Annotated in this window: 16 protein-coding genes; 7 read left to right on the forward strand and 9 right to left on the reverse strand. The window is 40.1% G+C overall.

Annotation, left to right across the window (positions count from 1 at the left end; genetic code table 11):
- Positions 1–714 precede the first annotated feature (714 nt).
- Positions 715–1,128 (reverse strand): hypothetical protein, encoded by a 414-nt coding sequence (locus ACWICE_RS01480; RefSeq protein ID WP_185211225.1) that lies wholly within the window; start codon positions 1,126–1,128, stop codon positions 715–717.
- 332 nt (positions 1,129–1,460) lie between these two features.
- Here ACWICE_RS01480 and hemA point away from each other — a divergent pair, with 332 nt between their 5' ends.
- The 5 genes from hemA (at position 1,461) to ACWICE_RS01505 (ending at position 7,655) form a co-directional block, all read left to right on the forward strand.
- Positions 1,461–2,702: a glutamyl-tRNA reductase gene (gene hemA / locus ACWICE_RS01485; RefSeq protein WP_093101537.1), complete on the forward strand. Its 1,242-nt coding sequence runs from the start codon at positions 1,461–1,463 to the stop codon at positions 2,700–2,702.
- A gap of 106 nt (positions 2,703–2,808) precedes the next feature.
- Positions 2,809–4,395: a hydroxymethylbilane synthase gene (hemC, locus tag ACWICE_RS01490; protein WP_454297485.1), complete on the forward strand. Its 1,587-nt coding sequence runs from the start codon at positions 2,809–2,811 to the stop codon at positions 4,393–4,395.
- Between the two features lie 59 nt (positions 4,396–4,454).
- Entirely contained in the window at positions 4,455–5,426 is a 972-nt protein-coding gene (gene hemB, locus ACWICE_RS01495) for a porphobilinogen synthase (protein WP_093101539.1), read from the forward strand.
- A gap of 69 nt (positions 5,427–5,495) precedes the next feature.
- On the forward strand, positions 5,496–6,941 hold the full coding sequence (gene asnS / locus ACWICE_RS01500) for an asparagine--tRNA ligase (protein ID WP_454297486.1): 1,446 nt from the start codon (positions 5,496–5,498) through the stop codon (positions 6,939–6,941).
- Between the two features lie 93 nt (positions 6,942–7,034).
- The gene (locus tag ACWICE_RS01505) at positions 7,035–7,655 is read left to right on the forward strand and encodes an L-threonylcarbamoyladenylate synthase (RefSeq protein WP_093101542.1); all 621 of its coding nucleotides are present in this window, start codon (positions 7,035–7,037) and stop codon (positions 7,653–7,655) included.
- Here ACWICE_RS01505 and ACWICE_RS01510 read toward each other — a convergent pair.
- The 8 genes from ACWICE_RS01510 to tilS form a co-directional block, all read right to left on the reverse strand.
- Positions 7,650–8,090 (reverse strand): SRPBCC family protein, encoded by a 441-nt coding sequence (locus tag ACWICE_RS01510; protein WP_454297487.1) that lies wholly within the window; start codon positions 8,088–8,090, stop codon positions 7,650–7,652. The genes ACWICE_RS01505 and ACWICE_RS01510 overlap by 6 nt on opposite strands.
- A gap of 44 nt (positions 8,091–8,134) precedes the next feature.
- On the reverse strand, positions 8,135–8,701 hold the full coding sequence (locus ACWICE_RS01515; RefSeq protein WP_454297488.1) for a Crp/Fnr family transcriptional regulator: 567 nt from the start codon (positions 8,699–8,701) through the stop codon (positions 8,135–8,137).
- Positions 8,698–9,603 (reverse strand): EamA family transporter, encoded by a 906-nt coding sequence (locus tag ACWICE_RS01520; RefSeq protein WP_185215940.1) that lies wholly within the window; start codon positions 9,601–9,603, stop codon positions 8,698–8,700. Before ACWICE_RS01520 ends, ACWICE_RS01515 begins: the two co-directional genes overlap by 4 nt.
- 24 nt (positions 9,604–9,627) lie before the next feature.
- Positions 9,628–9,942 (reverse strand): DUF721 domain-containing protein, encoded by a 315-nt coding sequence (locus ACWICE_RS01525; RefSeq protein WP_093101548.1) that lies wholly within the window; start codon positions 9,940–9,942, stop codon positions 9,628–9,630.
- Positions 9,929–11,038, reverse strand: a complete 1,110-nt coding sequence (gene recF, locus ACWICE_RS01530) for a DNA replication/repair protein RecF (protein WP_185211231.1) — start codon at positions 11,036–11,038, stop codon at positions 9,929–9,931. The genes ACWICE_RS01525 and recF overlap by 14 nt, the downstream gene beginning before the upstream one ends.
- 37 nt (positions 11,039–11,075) lie before the next feature.
- Entirely contained in the window at positions 11,076–11,378 is a 303-nt protein-coding gene (locus ACWICE_RS01535; protein ID WP_185211232.1) for a DUF4834 family protein, read from the reverse strand.
- 83 nt (positions 11,379–11,461) lie between these two features.
- Positions 11,462–11,950 carry a hypothetical protein gene (locus ACWICE_RS01540; protein ID WP_185211233.1) on the reverse strand — a complete coding sequence of 163 codons (489 nt, stop codon included), beginning with the start codon at positions 11,948–11,950 and terminating at the stop codon, positions 11,462–11,464.
- Positions 11,951–11,955: 5 nt separating this feature from the next.
- A complete protein-coding gene (gene tilS / locus ACWICE_RS01545) occupies positions 11,956–13,281 on the reverse strand; it encodes a tRNA lysidine(34) synthetase TilS (RefSeq protein ID WP_454297489.1) in 1,326 nt (441 codons plus the stop codon).
- 96 nt (positions 13,282–13,377) lie between these two features.
- Between tilS and ACWICE_RS01550 the strand changes: the two genes are divergently transcribed.
- Entirely contained in the window at positions 13,378–15,837 is a 2,460-nt protein-coding gene (locus tag ACWICE_RS01550; protein WP_454297490.1) for an OstA-like protein, read from the forward strand.
- Positions 15,838–16,382: 545 nt separating this feature from the next.
- A complete protein-coding gene (locus ACWICE_RS01555; RefSeq protein WP_454297491.1) occupies positions 16,383–19,541 on the forward strand; it encodes a SusC/RagA family TonB-linked outer membrane protein in 3,159 nt (1,052 codons plus the stop codon).
- Positions 19,542–19,545: the final 4 nt, after the last annotated feature.

Below are 19,545 nucleotides of genomic sequence, written 5' to 3' on the forward strand. Positions count from 1 at the left end.
GCATATCTGACAGGAGCGTATTGCATACGTCCGTAACATACTAGCCAGTAAACCATTTTTTTAATTTTAGAGATATAACCCCTTTTGGGGTTCCATTATTTTAGCAGACATGGCGCGTTAACCTAGAGATAGCGCAAAAACGATGTTCGATTAATCGAACATCGTTTTTGCATTAACCCTATATTGTTCAATACCTTCATGCTAAAATAATTCATCCCCGCTGGGGATTTATGGCGATTAGAAATATCTTCTGGTAAATAAATCTGGGCATGAATGGTTAGAACCACAATTCTACCAAACTTGTAATTGGCACAAAGGAAGACTCTCTGAAAAATGCTGATTTAATGGTAAAAAGGATAAGATTTATATCAACGTACAGTTTCTTTACCTTCGATAAAGGGGGATAAAATCTAGGGTTAGTGAACCGTACAGTTTCTTTACTATTCGTTCAGAATTGGAAATGTAATAAGAGGGATTCAGAGCGAAGTGAAGAATCTATTTCTTTTTTTACGAGGATTTTGTCATCGTGAGCACAGCGAACGAACTATTTTCCTTCAAAAAGAAGATGTGCAGAAAAAGATTTCATCCCCTGCTGGGGGTTCTATCCCCTATTCGGTCTAAGATCTTGATCCGTTCAAGCCTAATAATAAATCTTACCTATTCAATGCCATTCAGGTAGGCGAATGAAAAATTCTTATGTCTACTGTCTTATGTCTACTGTCTATCTTCCACTGTCTTATGATTCTTCTTCCCTACAGAAAACAGAATCAACAAGGCTCCGAACAGCAACACTCCCCAGCCCCATTTGATATTAAGGGTTTTGGAAAGAAGCCCATCGATTAATTTTAGGCCGAGGTAATTGTTGATCTGGAAAAACACCAATATAAAAGAAAGGACTATCCATCCAATGAGCACCCAGGCAGCAATCCGGAAGGGACTTAATTTACGCATAAAGAAAAGCAGGACACATAGGCCAAGCAAACCATTTGTGATCATGAACAAGGCGGTATCAACTTGATAAAGATTCCAATTTGCCTGCAGTGGAACTTTCAGGAATGGGCAGAATATTGCAGAAAAAAACACCACAAAAAATCCTATTAATGCCAAAGGTTTGTTTAAACTTCTCATGATAAAAATTATAGTTCAAAGATGAACATTTGACGGGATTTAGGAAAGAAAATTTGGGATTTAAACTGAATAAAGGCAGAAAAAATGCATGATTTATCGATAATCGTTAAGTATAAACTGTAATTAATGTCATTTATTATCCGCATTAGAAATGATTGTCATCACAATATTAGCGCTTTAACAAACCTATAACACTGTACATCAGATTGTTAACATGTTTTTAACACTATTTATAATCGTTCTAAATTAACTGTATTGACACATTCTTGACAATAGCAACGCTGTTTTAATCTACATTTGCAGTACAAAATTATTGGAGAAATAATTAGGCTTTGAAGAATTTAAAAGTTATAGCGTTTACCCATAAACATGTCGATCTAAAAGATTTGGGGAATCTGGTGATATGCAATGAAGAATTGGATAGCCGCCTTATTAACCTAAAAAACAATTTAGACATTCCTGAGATATTCTATATCGGTACTTGTAACCGTGTGGAATTTGTGTTCTATGGAGCGCATGAGTTGAACGATGATTTTGTAGTGCAGTTTTTAGACAGCATGAATTTCTGTGTTCCAGCGGAGCGTATGCAATGTTACTTGGGACAGGTCAACAGATATTCAGGTCTTGACGCCTTGAACCACCTATTCCGCACTTCATGTTCCATGGAGAGTTTGGTAGTTGGCGAAAAAGAAATCCTAGCTCAGATCCGTCGTGCTTACGACCGTTGTAAAGCGGCGGGGTTTACGGGAGATTTCCTGAGACTGATGATGGACCGCTTGGTAAAAACCGCAAAAGAAGTCTATACCTACACCAACATTTCACGCAATCCTATTTCGGTAGTATCCCTAGCTTATCGCAAGCTTCGTGAGGTGAAATTAAAGGACAACCCTAGGATCCTGGTCATTGGATCTGGGGAGACCAACCAAAATTTAGCAAAATACCTTAAAAAACATAAGTACAGTAATTTCACTATTTTCAATAGAACAGTTGCCAATGCGCAGGCATTAGCTGAAGAATTGCAGGCGCCTGTTTATCCTTTGAGCGAATTGAAGAATTACAAAAAGGGATTTGATATGATGATTACCTGTACGGGTGCCCCTGAAGCCATTATCCACGAAGATCTTTACGAGTCTTTATTGAATGGTGAGGAGGATAAAAAGGTAATTGTTGACTTAGCCATTCCAAATGATATTGATGCAGCTGTGATTGCAAAACACCAAATCCACTACATCGAAGTAAGCAGCTTGCAACAGATCGCGGAGAAGAATATCCAAGAGCGTTATGCAGAGCTGGATAATGCTGAAAAAATCATTGAGCAAAACATCAAAGAATTCTTACCGATCCTGAAACAACGTCGCGTTGAGGTTGCTATGAAGGAGGTTCCTGAGAAAATCAAGGAAATCAAAGCCATGGCTTTATCGGAAGTATTTGCCAATGAAGTTGAGCAACTGGACCCACAAGCACGTGAAGTGCTGAATAAGGTCATCAACTATATGGAAAAGAAATATATCAAAGTTCCTATGGTGATGGCGAAAGAGATCTTGGTTAAATCTGCCGAATCAGAAAGCAATTAATATTAAATTTTCTTAAAAATATTCTGATTCTGACATTAAATCATCAGAATTAAGAGGCTATTTCCTTAAATTTGCCTCCGGATTATTCATTTGTAAATCTTTGAACGTGAACAGAAAACTAATTATCGGTACCCGTGGAAGTGAATTGGCACTATGGCAAGCAAACTTTGTAAAGGATCGATTAGCCGAAATATCAATCGAAGCTGAATTAAAAATCATCAAAACCCAAGGGGATATTGTTCAGCATTTAAGACTAGACAAACTTGAAGGAAAAGGATTCTTCACAAAAGAGTTAGAAGAAGAATTGTTGTCTGGCCAAATTGATCTGGCAGTTCATTCACATAAAGATTTACCCACGGTAAATCCTCCAGGATTGATCATTGCGGCAGTTTCAGAACGTGAAGACCCATCGGAATTATTGATTATACACAAAGATTGTGTCGATATCACCAAGCGTCTTTCCTTAAAACATAATGCATCGGTTGGAACCTCTTCTAACAGAAGAAAAGCACAACTCCTATCTCTACGTCCGGACCTCGAATTTGAAGATCTTCGTGGAAACCTTCAAACACGTGTTCAGAAATTACGTGATGAGAAATATGATGCCATTGTATTGGCTAAGGCTGGGATTGCAAGGATCAACATGGAGCTTTCGGATTTCCATTTGGAGGAGATCGCACCTGTAGAAGTTGTACCTGCTCCTGCACAAGGGGTATTGGCCATACAGATTCGTGAAAGTGACCAAGAACTGTTTGACATCTTACAACAGATCAACGATAATGAGGTAGCTGAAGCTATTTCAGTAGAACGTAAAGTTTTGAATTTGTTCGATGCAGGTTGTCATGCACCTCTAGGCAGCTATTGCCGTAAGAAAGATGGCGTATTCCAATCATGGACTTCCATTGCTGATACCAACGAAGACTTTCCTGACCGTGTGTTCTTGGAGTCTGAGACGACAGAGGGAATGGCAGAGAAGATTTTCGCAAAATACCAAAAGGACAGAAAATTACCTTCTTCGGTATTTATCACCAGGGATCTTGCTGAAAATTCGTATTTAGCCCGTTTCCTTAAGAAACATGATATTCAGGTAGACGCCAGATCATTGATCCGCATTTTCCCTACCATCAATAAATTAGATTCCTTCATTTTGAAGCGAGCAGATTGGATCTTCTTCAATTCCAAAAATGCCATTGAACATTTCTTCAAATTGGAACCTTGGATCCTGAAGAAAACAAAGATCGGTGTCTTAGGAAGAGGTTCGGAAGATACTTTGCGCAAATTCAACCGTATTGCTGATTTTTCAGGTGATAACTTAGGTATCGATACGGAAGGAATAGCACAGGAGTTTGCGAAGTTGGTGGATGGTCAGACCGTATTGATCCCACGCGCTGAAGGTTCTTTGCAAACGATCCAGAAAGCATTGACTGAAAATACCAAAATCATCGATATGCCAATCTATGAATCGGTAATCGAAGAAGAAGTGGATAAGAGCAATGCCCAAGTATTGATCTTTACCAGCCCAAGCAATGTGGAAGCTTATTTCCGGGAGAACTTGGCGGATCCTGATCAAAAGATTATCTGTATCGGTTATTCTACAGCCAAAGCTATTGAAGCATTAGGCTTAAAATATACCCTTCCATTCACGCCAGACGAAATTGGATTGGCGGAAGCTGTATTCGGATTGGATTATTAGAAAAAATATAGCGAAGGGGGAATTATCCCCCTTCGCTCTTACATAAAAAAAACAAAAACATGTTACACCGTCCTAGAAGAAACAGAAAATCAGCTGTAATCCGCGACATGGTTCAAGAGAACCATCTGTTTGCTGCCAACTTGATTTTCCCATTGTTTATTGTAGATGGAGACAACCAAAAAGTTGAAGTATCCTCCATGCCTGGTATCTACCGCTATTCGATCGATAATTTATTGCGTGAGGTAGAAAGCTGTATGAATTTAGGCTTGAAAGCCTTCGATCTATTCCCAGCTGTGGAAGAATCCCTAAAAGATAAATATGCTACAGAAAGCTACAGAAAAGGCACATTATACTTAAAAGCTATTGAAGCGGTTAAGAAAAATTTCCCTGAAGCTTGTGTAGTTACCGATGTGGCGATGGACCCTTATAGTTCTGATGGTCATGATGGGATTGTTGAAAATGGAGAGATCCTGAACGACGAAACTTTAGAAGTATTGGGTAAAATGGCGTTGGCACATGCAGAAAGTGGTGCTGATATCATTGCTCCATCGGATATGATGGACGGAAGAATTGGTTACCTACGTAATATTTTGGACGAGAATGGATTCAGCAATGTGTCATTGATGTCCTATACGGCAAAATATGCATCGGCATATTATGGTCCTTTCCGTGATGCCTTAGGTTCTGCCCCTAAAAAAGGCGATAAAAAAACCTATCAGATGAACCCTGCAAACAGCAAGGAGGCCTTGATCGAAGCTCAGTTGGATACCCAAGAGGGAGCTGACTTCTTGATGGTAAAGCCAGGATTGCCATATTTGGACGTCATCAAGTTGTTGAGCGATAATTTTGACCTACCGATTGCAGCTTACAATGTTTCCGGTGAATATGCCATGCTGAAAGCTGCCATCGCAAATGGTTGGTTGAGCGAGCAGGTTATCTTGGAAACCCTGATGAGTTTCAAGCGAGCAGGAGCGACATCGATCTTGACCTACCATGCAAAAGAAGTTATTGAAAAAGGCTGGGTAAAATAGACCATAAATCAATTATTTGGCTATTTTTGTAAGCCTATAAAGCGACCATTAAAATATTTTTTCTACAAAATGGAACATACACGAATTAAAGAATTATTAAAATCAGAGGATTTCGGAAAAGAAGTTATTGTTAAAGGGTGGGTTCGTACCTTCCGTAACAATCAATTTATAGCTATCAATGACGGATCTTCAATCAATAATATTCAAGCGGTCATTGATTTTGAAAACACATCGGATGCAATCCTAAAAAGGATTACTACCGGTGCGGCTGTGCGTGTAAAAGGAAATTTGGTAGAATCATTGGGTAAAGGACAGAAAGTAGAGATCAAAGCAACCGATGTTTCTATCATTGGAGACTCGGATCCTGAAAAATTCCCTTTGCAACCGAAGAAACACAGCTTGGAATTCCTTCGTGAGATTGCACATTTGCGTTTCCGTACCGGAACTTTCAACGCCATCTTCAAAGTACGTAATGCCCTGGCATTTGCAGTGAACAAGTTCTTCCAAGAACGTGACTTCGTTTATATGCATACGCCAATCATTACAGGTTCGGATGCTGAAGGTGCTGGGGAAATGTTCCGTGTTACAACTTTGGACCTGAACAATATTCCACGTACAGAAAACGGTGATGTCGATTTTAAAGAAGATTTCTTCGGAAAATCTACTAACCTGACTGTTTCTGGACAGCTTGAAGGTGAGTTGGCGGCATTGGCTTTTGGAAATATCTATACCTTCGGCCCTACTTTTAGAGCTGAAAACTCCAATACGACACGTCACTTGGCTGAATTCTGGATGATCGAGCCGGAAATGGCTTTCTATGAATTGGAAGACAACATGGATCTTGCTGAAGATCTATTGAAATATGTTATCCGTTATGCCTTGGTGCAGTGTCCGGAAGAGATTGAATTCTTGAACAACCGTTTATTGGAGGAAGAGAAATCTAAACCTCAGAACGAACGCTCTGAATTGAACCTGATCGAGAAACTAAACTTTGTCATCAACAATGATTTTGAGCGCGTGACTTACACGGAAGCCATCGAGATCTTGTTGAGAAGCAAGCCTAACCAGAAGAAACAATTCAAATACCTGATAGAAAGTTGGGGTGCCGATCTACAGTCGGAGCATGAGCGTTTCTTGGTTGAAAAGCATTTCAAAAAACCTGTCATCCTTACTGATTACCCAAGAGAGATCAAATCTTTCTACATGAAACAGAACCCAGTAGATGCTAACGGAAGACAAACCGTTCGCGCCATGGATATCTTGTTCCCAGGAATCGGTGAAATGGTTGGCGGTTCACAACGTGAAGAAAACTTGGAGAAACTGATCACCAGAATGGGTGAGGTTGGAATTCCTACAGAAGAGATGGAGTGGTTCTTGGATACCCGCCGTTTTGGCTCGGTTCCTCACTCTGGCTTTGGAGTTGGATTTGAAAGGTTGGTATTATTTACCACTGGAATGACCAATATCCGTGATGTCATTCCTTTCCCAAGAACACCAAATAACGCAGAGTTTTAAAAACTAGATAAATTTAAAAAACCGTCAAAACAAACATTATTTTGACGGTTTTTGTTTATTCAGTAATATTGAAACAATTTAATAAACTAATCCATGTTACTAAAAATCTACAATGACAATCCGAATCCAAAGGCTATCGAAGAGGCTGTGGAGATATTAAGAAAAGGAGGCGTGATTATCTATCCAACAGATACGGTATATGGTATTGGTTGCGACATTACAAACCAGAAGGCCATAGAGCGCGTGTGCTCTATCCGCGGACTGAAACCGGACAAGGCTAACCTTTCCTTTATCTGTTATGACCTGACAGATATTTCTCAATATACCAAACCTTTTGACACCACCGTTTTTAGGGTATTGAAAAAAGCATTGCCTGGTCCATTTACCTTTATCTTCAATGCGAGCTCCCAAGTCCCTAAGCTGTTGAGCTCTAAAAAGAAAACTGTAGGTATCCGTGTTCCGGACAACAATATTGTCCGTGATATCGTCAAGGAATTGGGTAACCCAATCGTCACTACTTCCATCCATGACGATGATGAGATCATCGAATATTCTACCGACCCTGAATTGATCTATGAGAAATTCGAGGAAAAGGTAGATTTAGTAATCGACGGTGGGTATGGCGACAACGTTCCTTCGACAGTTGTTGATGTGACCTCAGGCGACTTTGAAATCATCCGTGAAGGTAAAGGAGATCTAGAACAATATCTATAGCCTAGACTCCACCCTTTCTTTAATGGCGGCATTGAAGAGTTCAAAGCCCTTCTTGGTATTTCCATGAATCATTTTCCTGAAGAGTGACACCAGTATGCCTGAAAACTTTTCCCCTTGGATAAGCTGTGTTTGATCGTTTGAAATCCTATTCAGGATAAAATAATGCTCGCCATCAAATAACCCATTGATAAAAAGCTTTCCTTTCCAACGAAGTTCCTGATTGCTTTCTATCTTTAAAAAGATAGGATTCATTTTCATGCTGGTACCACCTGGTTGGGTCAGCAGGACCTGGGTCCGTTTGCCAACTTGAGGGGTTCCATAAAATTCAGCGATGCTAGGACTCCATTCCGGATAAGCTTTGAAATCGGCCAATATAGCCCATACAGCTTCTGCAGGAGCATTTATGATAATCTGTGATTCTATCTGTTCTTTCATACCTCAAAGTTAGCCTTGGGGTAGTCAGAAGCACTTGACATTTATCAAGAAGATAATTTATTCCGGATGCGGCTTAAGGTTTCTGGGCTCATGCCCAATACAGAGGCAATGTATTGTAAGGGAACCTGATTGAACAGTTGTTTATTCTGTTCAAAATACTTTTGATAGCGTTCTTCGGCAGATAAAGCTATAAAATCGAATACCCGATGCTCGATCTGCATAAAACATTTCGCGATGAATCTTTTTTCGATCACATTCCAATTGGGTATGGACTGCTGTATATCGAGGTAATCTGACTTATTTAAGGTCCATAGCTTGGTAGGTGTCAATGCTTCAATCGACCAGTTGGAAGGGTTGTCGAAAAAGAAGGAAGCTAAATCCGTGATAAAATAGCCATCACCTCCGATCCATTGCGTCACTTCCTTGCTATCTGTCCATTTGAAAACCCTACAGATACCCTCTTCGATAAAACTCAGCTTTTTACAGGATTTTCCTGTTTCCAGGAACAATTCATTCTTACTGAGCTCCTCGGGGACAAACCTGGAGATAATCAATTCGGCTTGTTCATCAGAGAGTTCGAACATCTGTAATAACTGCTGTTTAAATTTCATGAGCCTTCCATTTTAAGTTGAGTCTGACGTCTTCTTTCATAAATATAGGCAATATTAAAAATGACTACAGCTATAAATATCATCCCAAAGGCTATGATTTGGGCCGTGTTGATAGACTCCTTGTAATATAGAACTGCCAGAAAGAAACTGATGATCGGGTTAAGGTACAGCAATATACCCACTACAGAGGAGTCTAGCCCCTTCAGGGCATAGATATTCAAGAACAGTGGAATAATGGTATATCCAATGGCAATGATGAGGATATAGGTATAAAACTCATCGGTCTTGGGAACGGAGCTGTCCACAACATAAAGGATTGGCAGCAATAAAATAGTGCTGACCAAAATATGGATGGTCAGGGTAAAGAATTTATCAAGCTTGAATTTATTCTTTTGAAGGACAAGATAGCCTGCATAGGAAAGTGCGATGATGAAGCTATAGAAAAGGTCAAGAAAATGCCCATAAGCCAATAGGATACAACTAACGATGCTGAGGCCTACAGCAAACCATTGTCCTTTGTTGAGTCGTTCCTTGAGGAAAATACTGGCCAATACGGTTGTCAATATGGGGCAAATGAGATAGGCCAAGGAAGTTGCATTGACGCTGACTGCATTCATCACATAAATAAACAGGAACCAGTTCATCCCCAAGAGGACGGCACTTGCCAGTACATTGACAAGGAGTTGTTTTCTTTCTGTGGAATTGCTGGTTTTAAGGTATTGTATACTGGCTAGGGTCTGTTTTCTTCGGAAGATAAAACAGGCCAATAGTATGCAGACTGAAGCAAATAGGACACGGTGGATTAATATATCGAGGGCTCCATAGTCACTGAGAGGCTTCAAGACCAAGGCGAATGTTCCCCAGATGATAAAGCCTGTCAATGCTGACAGGTAATATTTCATATTATAGATAAAGAGTAAAAAGCCTTAAAGAATAACGAACTCTTCGATGACCACCTTTCCAACGTATTCATTGACACGTCCGATAATCTGTCTGCGCATCATGGCCAGTTCATTCTTGATGACCGCTGATTCTACGCGTACAAACAATTTCTTATCTCTAATATAAATCTGTTGGGTTCGGTTGGCGATTGCACTTCCAATAAGCTCAGGCCAGGCGGTAACAATTGAGGTTTCATCGAATTTACGTCTGAGACGGTATACATCCAATAACTTCTCCACTGCTTGTTTGATGGTTACATCATCACTTCTCCTAAATGCATCATCATTATACTTCGCCATTGATCTGACCTCCTTGTATGTCAAAGATACGAATTGGCTTTCCTATTTCTTGAAATATTTTCCTTATTCTGTCGGAGTCCGTATCAGTCAGGAAGATCTGTCCAAATTCGTCTTCAGACACCAATTGCATCAGTTTTTTGGTCCGCTGTTCATCCAGCTTATCAAAGATATCGTCCAGCAACAGGAGGGGCTTATATTGCTTCCTGTTTTTCAGAAAAGCATATTGAGCTAACTTCAGAGCGATCAAGAAAGACTTTTGCTGCCCTTGGGAGCCAAACTTCTTTAATGGCATCCCTTCATGGATGCTAAACTGTAGATCGTCTTTGTGAATCCCGACAGTCGTGCGCTCCAAAGCCCTATCCTTTTCCAAATGCTTGTTGAGAAGATCCAAGAAATCTTGGTCTTGAAGTTGAGATTCATAGACTAGGTCTACCTGCTCGACATCATCGGAAAGAAATTGATAGTAGCGACGAAATTCCGGAAGGAACTCCTCCATAAACTTCTGCCTGCGTGAAAATATCTTTTCCCCGGCTTCCACGAGCTGTAGGTTGAGAACTTCAAGTAGTCCTTTGTCAAAAACGCCAGTTTCACGGATGTTCTTTAGGATGATATTGCGGTTCAATAGAATCCTGTTGTAGGTAATCAGGATGTCAAGGTATTGATTGTCGGTTTGCGATATCACATTATCGACAAACTTCCTTCGCTCCTCACTCCCATCCATGATAATAAAGCTATCATTCGGTGAGATCATGACCAAAGGGAACTGCCCAATATGATCGGCTAAACGCCCGTATTCTTTTTTGTTCTTCTTGAACTGCTTTTTCTGATTTCTTTTGATGCTACAGGAAACGGCATCCAATACGGTTTCCTTATCAAATTGCCCTTGTACCATAAACCAATCCTCTCCTTTTTTGATATGCTGGGAGTCAATGGGATTAAAATAGGATTTGCAAAGTGATAGATAGTGAATAGCATCCAATAGATTAGTCTTCCCCGAACCATTCTGCCCTGTAAAGGCATTGGTGTCTGGCAGAAAATCTAATGAAGATTCAGTGTAGTTCTTAAAATTTAAAACGGATAGATGTTTTAGCCACATAGCAACACAAAGATATGCTTTTTCGTCGGGCTATGCTTTATTTTACCTCTTCAAAGTCAATAAACTCACCTGCAGTTTCCGTACCTTTTCTGGAATTGTTTTCTTTCGGAGGAGTATATTCCACACGAACTTTTCCGTCAGGACGTTGCTGTTGCTTAAACTGTGAAAAAGGATCGTTATAGTTTTGTTGATTTGGACCTTGATTAGCATATTGTCCTTGAGCGCCATTCATGATTTTCTCTGCCACCTTCTTCATAAAGAAAGGCATCAGAAGACGCACACCAATTTTAAATAGGTAGTAAAATATAACTGCTGATATAAGGAAATATATAAATGTCATTTTTAAATGCTTTTCATCAAATTTAACAAATAATCGAAATGAAAGTTTAAGAGATTGTCAAGTAAATCTCAGTTAACATTTTTTTACTTTTCTGCTTTAGCTTTCAAAACAGCCTGAAGAAGCTGGGTAGGATGCTGTGAACCAATTACATAAACCAATCCGTCGTTATCTGTAAGCCATAATGCTTCCTTACCACCTGAATAGAATCTGATTTTGCCATTCTTGTGCAGGTTATAAACGGGGTTGTTAAAAAAGAAGGTGGAATACCTATCCTTTTCAATCTTCTTGATGGAGTTAAGATCGATCTTCACCAAACTGGTGGTCCAGAGTCCGCTTAAGATGATATGAGTCTTGGTAACTGTGGTCCGATAACTGACCATGTAGAGCATGATGATGGAAACGATCAGGATTCCTACCCCCACGATAAAGAACAGTTGTTGAGAGACAACATGTTCCCAGTTGATGTAATAGGCAACAAAGCAAAACAATGCTAAGATCAATCGTACGCTAATCCAAGTCCAATCCCTTCCTAGATATTGTTTTTCTTGAAATAAGATTTGTTCTTCTTCCATATTTGCTATTTGTATACTAAAGTAAGTACTTTCTTTGTATTTTCTGTCACTTTAAAGCGATTATCTAAGCGCATACCCACTATCCAAATCAATTGCCCATCGGCATTGACCAAAATTGGGACTTCCTCCTTTTGAAAGCGGTTCAGCTTTTTCTGGATGAAATAATCACTTAGCTTTTTTGAACCTTCCATCCCCAAGGGTTTAAAGGTATCTCCTATTTGCCAAGGCCTTAATACCAATGGAAACTTGATCAAATCCGCATCGACTTGGACTTGGTTTTCATCTCGCTCAATTTCCATTCCTTGCGATTCGACAATGAAAAAGCCCTTGTGGTTATAATTCACCTTAGCATGAAGGTTTTCAATGGTTATAGTAAATGGACTGTCAATGACCTTTTCCCTAAGGATTAACTCATCTCGATCCAAGAGAAGTTCATGACTAGATGATTCAAATATCTGTCCCATTCCCCTATTAAGGACTGTGATGAGATCATCGGTTACATTTCTCTGGAAATTATAAGGCCTGAATAGTTCAAAGATGAGAAAGGGGTCGCTTGCATGGACTTGCAGGGCCTCAAGTCGGATCTTTATTTGATTTCCTTCATTTCGGAACATGAGCTTTCGGATAGCGTCCACCTGATTCTGGACAAAGCGTTGGCTTTCCTCAAAATGTTTGATGTTCTGTTCTAGGATAGCTTCAAAGTCTGGTTGGATCTCCTTAAACTTAGGAATGATCTCCAACCTTATTTTGTTCCTCGCATATTTGGTTGAGAAATTGGACTGGTCATCTCTATAGGGGACTTGTAGGCTTTGCACTTCAAGAGCGACTTCATTGGCCGAAAGAAAAAGGATAGGGCGAATAATAAGCCCTCGCTTAGCTTGTATACCTAGAAGCCCTTGGATTCCGGTTGATCGTGTTAAATTAAACAACATGGTTTCCAGATGGTCATTGGCATGCTGTGCAACGGCAATCTTTTGACAAGTTTCTTCGATCCGCAATTCCTCAAACCATTGATATCGCAGTTCCCGAGCAGCCATTTGAATAGAGACTTTATGTTGAGTGGCATAATCTTCCGTATCAAATTTCTTTACAAAAACTGGATATCCTAATTCTTTTGCATAATCTACGACTAATGCCTCATCCTTGTCAGATTCCTCTCCGCGCAATTGAAAATTACAATGGGCTATTATGCAGTTCATCTTTAAATCATGAAACAACCTAGCCATCAACATGGAATCCTTTCCGCCACTGACGGCCAAGAGAATCTTATCATTCCTGTCAAGGAGTTCCTTTTCGATGATAAACTGTTTTAATCTTTCTGAAACTGACATAGTCCAAAATTACAGATTATAAATAATCTTGTGTTAGAGGCATTAAAATTTATTGTTTAACAATTTTTTGCTAATTAATTCTATATTTTTGCGCTTGTGAGATACCTATTAGTACTATTAATAAGCATGATATGCCTGTCTGCCTATGCACAGGACGAGTTTACACCCGTGAATGCTGGCGCGGACAATGCCCCCATGCGCTTGGTATCTTCATCCAGCAGTAGATTTATAAATCAGAAAATATTAAGGAGTTACAACGCGGTGTATGAGCACAAGGGTTCGACCTTGGCTGCTGATAGTGGTGACCTTTATAAAGATGATATTGGAAATGAGTTCTTTGAAGCTCATGGAAATATCGTGATTACCCAGCCTTCGGGTACTGTAATCCAAGGTACACATCTTCATTACGATGCATCTTCACAACATGCCGTTTTGACCAAAAACGTGAAAATGGTCGATGACCAGAGTACACTGACCACCAACTACCTGACTTACAACCTAAGAAGCCAGCAAGGAACATATACCGGTGGCGGTAGGATTGTTGGGCAAGGTGACACCATCACTTCCCAAAGGGCTTACTACTTTGAAAATACCAAGGATGCCTATTTCAACAACAAAGTCGTTGTAAGAAATGAAAGCACCATTATCTATACTGACTCCATGCAGTATAATACCATGTACAGAGATGCTTTTTTCTTTGGCCCAACGACCATCAATGGTAGAAAAGGCGAAAAACTTTACACAGAAAAAGGAACCTACAATACGGCTTTTGGAGTTGCAAAATTCAACAAGAACAATCTTTATACGGAAGGTAGCCGGTTCTTAAAAGGCGACAGTTTGTTTTACGATAGAGACAAAGGTATTGGTGAAGCTTTTCGAAATGTATTGTTTGTAGATACCTTAGATAAATTCTATGCCAGCGGGGAATACGGAAAATACCTAGAGAGCGACCAATCTATCCTGATGACCGATAAGCCATTGATCAAATATGTGGTCAGGACTGATTCAACGGATAATTCCCAAGACTCTGTACAGGTGGATACTGTGAACCGGGAAAACCTATCCAGAAGAGAATTAAGAAGACTTGAAAAGGCAGAAGAGAAGGAACGCGAGAAAATAGAAGAAGCAGAGAAGGAAAAACAAGAGGAATTAAAAAACGCGGCAATAAAACCGGTGGAAACCGATAGTATAGCCCCTCCTCCAGTCCGACAGACAAGTAAAATTGATACAGCTTATATGACCGCGGACACCTTATTTTCTAAAGTCATATTTGTCAGGGATTATAAACCCCTGGACCTTAAGCTAGATAGGGATGGTGGCCAACTGGAAGATACTACGGAAGTGGATTATGGCGACATCGATCAGGTTGATCTATTTGAAACCGGTGATTCTACCGAAGTTGGCAATGTGGGAACGAAGGAATTGACGAAAGTTGGCCCTGTTAAAAAAGAACCTGCGGACAATAAACAGGGAGCAAAGAAACCTGCCAATAAACCTGCAGCAAAACCAAAGCCTGTGGATGCCGCAACCATCCAAGCCACTAGCAAGGCCGATAGCGTATTGCGTAGAAATGCCGTCATGCCAACGGGACAAGAACAAGATAGCCTGATGCGGAAAGCTCTGCAGTCCGCCCAAACTGCTGATACATTATTGAAGGACTCGACCGAAATCTACGCCGATACGGCAAGAACCAGAATTGTGAAGGCCTATTATAATGTGCGGGTATTCAAATCTGACTTACAAGCTGTAGCAGACTCTGTTTATTATGGTATGGTAGACTCCATGTTCCGATTTATGGGCTCCCCGATGATCTGGTCAGAGGGATCACAGATCAATGCTGACACCATCTATATGCAGATCAAGAATAATAAAATGGACAATGCCCTATTAAAGGACAATGCATTTATGGTGAATGCGGTGTTGGATACTTTGAAATTCAACCAGCTTAAGGGAAGGAAAATCACGGCCTTCTTTGCCAATAATAATATCGACCGCCTTTTCGTTGACGGGAATGCGGAAAACTTGGTCTTTACCACCAATGACAAAACTAATACGATTACAGAGATGTTCCATGACCGAAGTAGCCGTATTAAGGTCAAGATGGAGGGCAAGAAAGTAATTGACTATGTATCTATCCGTAAAGTAGACCAAAAAGTCTATCCATTTAGGTTAGTCACCCAAGAAATAGAGGTATTACCAGGATTCCAATGGAAGCCGGAGGATCGACCGAAATCTGTAGAAGATATGTTGAACCGCAAGAGGACCAAAGCAGCCCCTGTAACCGATCAAAAAGGAAGTCCTGGAGAGAATGGCAACACTAATGTGGATACTGTATCTGAGCCCGATGTAAAGGCCGATGGAAATACTGCAACTCCAAAAACGAGTTCAGAAAAGAAACCTTTGGCTCCTACTCAGGACTCAAAACCAACGCTGACGCCTCAAAGCAAACCTGCTACTCCAGCGGATAGTACCTTAAAACTGAAGCCTGATAGCACTTTGAAAGTTCAACCAGATTCGGTAATTAAAGCAAAGCAAGACAGTACAATCAAAAAATAATCAGGAATTTCTTTCTCCTTTCTTTTTTCCTAACATAGCACACTTATTATTGCCAAATAATTAACCTACACCCCATTGTATTGCTTTTCCTATATAAATACCTGAAAAACAAAACCAAAACTTCAAAAAACATATTATTTTTTCCCGATGTTACATTTATGGTATTAATTAGTTAATTTTTGAATTAAAGCGAAATTATAACACAAAAACTATAAAAAACGCCATCAAGTGCTGTGATTTAAATAATTCGACTCTTTTTATCTCCTATCATTCCATTATTAAACTAAAGGTTTTAATTAGCGGAAAATATTGCAATATTTTTAGAAATATTAAAGTGTACATGGTTAATAATCATAATTATTAAAGAAATCAAATATCCTTTTAGGCTTATTTTTATTAAATAATTTAAAATTAAGCATTTGATAAATTAAATATTTTAAACATCTTCATTTCATAAGTCCTTACAGGACATTTAAATAACGACCAATAAATATTAACCTACATAATATTGTATGCAGATTAATTTTTAACTAAAACCAAAATATATGAAACAAAGATTACTTGGCATTTTTTTGCTGAGCATGCTGCTTATTGGCAGTACTTATGCTCAAAATCGGCAGGTTTCTGGAAAGGTAACCTCCGCCAGCAATGGATCTCCTATAGCAGGAGTGTCCGTAAGAGTCTCGGGAACATCTAGTTCCACACAGACCGCTGCTGATGGTAACTACAACATTCAGGTTCCTGACAACAATGGCTCCCTATCCTTTTCTTATATTGGATATTCAAGCGCCGAACTATCAATTGGCAATAGGTCCGTGATCAACGTCCAATTACTTCCAGATGAAGAGAGCTTGGAAGAAGTTGTGGTAACAGGTTACATGGTTACCAGTAAAAGGGACTTTACAGGTTCCACCTCGAAGGTCTCTGGAGAAGCTATTGCTGACCGTCCATTGCAAAGTTTTACCCAAGGTCTAACTGGTCAGGCTACAGGGGTAAACATTATCCAACCTAGTGGTATTTTAAACAACCCACCTGTGGTTCGTGTTCGAGGACTAAGCTCCTTATCCCTAAACTCATTTCCATTGGTTGTCGTTGATGGAATACCAATCTCTACAGGAGATGCCTCCTCAAACGCAGCTGCAAACAACCCTTTGTCAGACATCAATCCGGAAGATATCGAAACCATGGACATCTTAAAAGATGCGGCTTCTACGGCAATTTACGGATCCCGAGGTGCGGCAGGCGTACTCCTGATCACCACCAAAAGAGGAAAATCAGGTGTGGCTAAAATCAGCTACGACGGCTGGTTCGGTTCAACCAAGGCAGTTAGGTTACCAGAAGTCTTTAACGCTGAACAGTATATTGCCTTCAAGAACAAAGCCATCACAAATGTATACGAGTCAAATCCAACTTTTGCAGCAGCAAACTTACCTCAGGTTGGCTTTGCACCTATGTTAGACGAAAATGGAAACACCATTGACACCCGTTGGTATGACTACATTTACCAGAACGGATTTTCTAACAACCATAACCTTAATGTATCAGGCGGAAATGATAGGACAACCTATTATTTCTCGGGAAACTTGTCTGATCAGAACGGAATATTAGTTAGAAATAGCTTTAAGAGAAAGGGAGTTCGTGCAAATTTTGACCATAAACTAATCAGCTGGCTAAAAGTAGGAGGAAATTTCAACTTCACTAATGGCGTAAATAATTCCTTGAATTCCGGTTCAGTACCAGGGTCTGCATTTGCCTCCTCAGGACTTGGTCGATTGGCCGTAACTCAGCTTCCAAATTTACCGGCTTATTTACCGAATGGCGACTATTATTTAGCAGGAAACACAATTGGCTATGGAGAAAACAACCTACCGCCTACATTCTCTAACCCAATGCCTTCCATAGACAATGACAGGTACACTTCAGAATCCAATCGTTTCTTCTCTAATTTCAACACTTCCATCAACCTAATGGACGGACTATCCTTCAATACCAATTTCAATTGGGATCTAGCAAACACAGAAGACATCGAATTCTGGAACCCACTGAATGGTGACGGATATTCCTATAACGGTATTGCATTTAATAGACAAGCTAAAACCAACAATTGGTTAATTCTAAACTCTTTGGTTTATAACAAGTCATTTGGCAACCATAACCTTGTGTTATTAGCGGGTCAAGAAGCTCAGTCTACAAGATGGGAATCTTGGGGTGGTGCAAGATACGACCTTTCAGATCACTACTTTGACCAATACCAAGGTAATTACCTAATCAATGTTGCCAATGGAAATGGAATCTCAGAAAACAGGATCCAATCTTATCTGACTTCATTGAACTACAATTATGCACATCGGTATTATTTAACCGCAAACTTCAGACGCGATGGTTTATCAGCCTTGGCAGAGGGCAATAAATGGGGTAATTTCGGAGGAGTATCCGGAGGCTGGACCATTTCCCAAGAAGAGTTCTTCAAATCGAGCTCAATTGCTGATGTCGTTACAAACCTTAGATTAAATGCGAGCTGGGGCCGAGTTGGAAATAGCAACCTTCCTAACGCTTACGGATCATTTGACATCTACTCCCCTTCCATTTACGGCAGCGTTGGTTCCATGAGCTTTAGCCAAGCGGGAAACAAAGAGTTGGGCTGGGAAACATCCGAACAGACCAACTTCGGACTTAATTTGGGTTTATTTAACGATCGCATCAATTTAGAAGCAAGTTATTACAACAAAAATCACAATAACTTAATCCTGAGCGTTCCACAGACACCTTCCAAAGGTATCCCAGGAAACTCCATCCTCATGAATATCGGCTCCATGTACAACAGAGGATTTGAATTTGCTTTAAACGTCAGGGCAGTCCAAAAGGAAAAGTTCAGATGGACAACGACACTAAATGTATCGACCAATAAAAATGAAGTCACTGCATTAGACAACGAAGGCAGACCTTTGATTGCCTCCACAGCATCTCTAGAGGTAACAAACATCACCGAAGTAGGTAAATCCGCCGCTCAAATCTACGCTGTACAAACCAATGGAATCAATCCAGAAAACGGCAGACGGATATTCGTAGACAAGGAAGGTAGAGAGGTCCAATATCTACATAGTGCACCAGGAACTCCTGGAAATTTCGCCTATACCTATCTCGATGGAACTCAAGCTGGCTCCGTAGCAACATCAGCTATTGCACTTGGAAACACCATCCCAACCTATTTTGGAGGGTTCAACAACAATTTTGAATTCTGGAATTTCGACGCCACGCTAAACTTCACATTCTCTGGAGGTAACTATATCTACAACGGATCGAAGGCAAGCTTAAGAGATCAACGGATCTGGAACAATTCCGTGGACATGCTAAACGCGTGGACCCCTGAAAATAAAGGGTCTGATATCCCAAGACCAATATACGGCGACAATATTTCTAACGGCTCTTCATTTGCAATCCAATCCAATATTGAAAAAGGAGATTTTATTAGGCTTCAAACCGCTTCATTAGGTTACCGACTGCCTGCTACCGTTTTCGGTAAGTCTGGTATATCAAGCTTGAGGGTTTATGCATCAGTAAATAATGCATTCCTTATCACGCAATACACCGGTGTCGACCCTGAGATATCAACCAATGGTAATGACAACCTGTCCTCAGGTGTAGAACGTAACTCGATCTCAAACGGTCGGACATTCACTTTCGGTATCAATTTAGGCTTTTAAAATT

The sequence above is a fragment of the Sphingobacterium sp. NPDC055346 genome, from assembly GCF_053645235.1.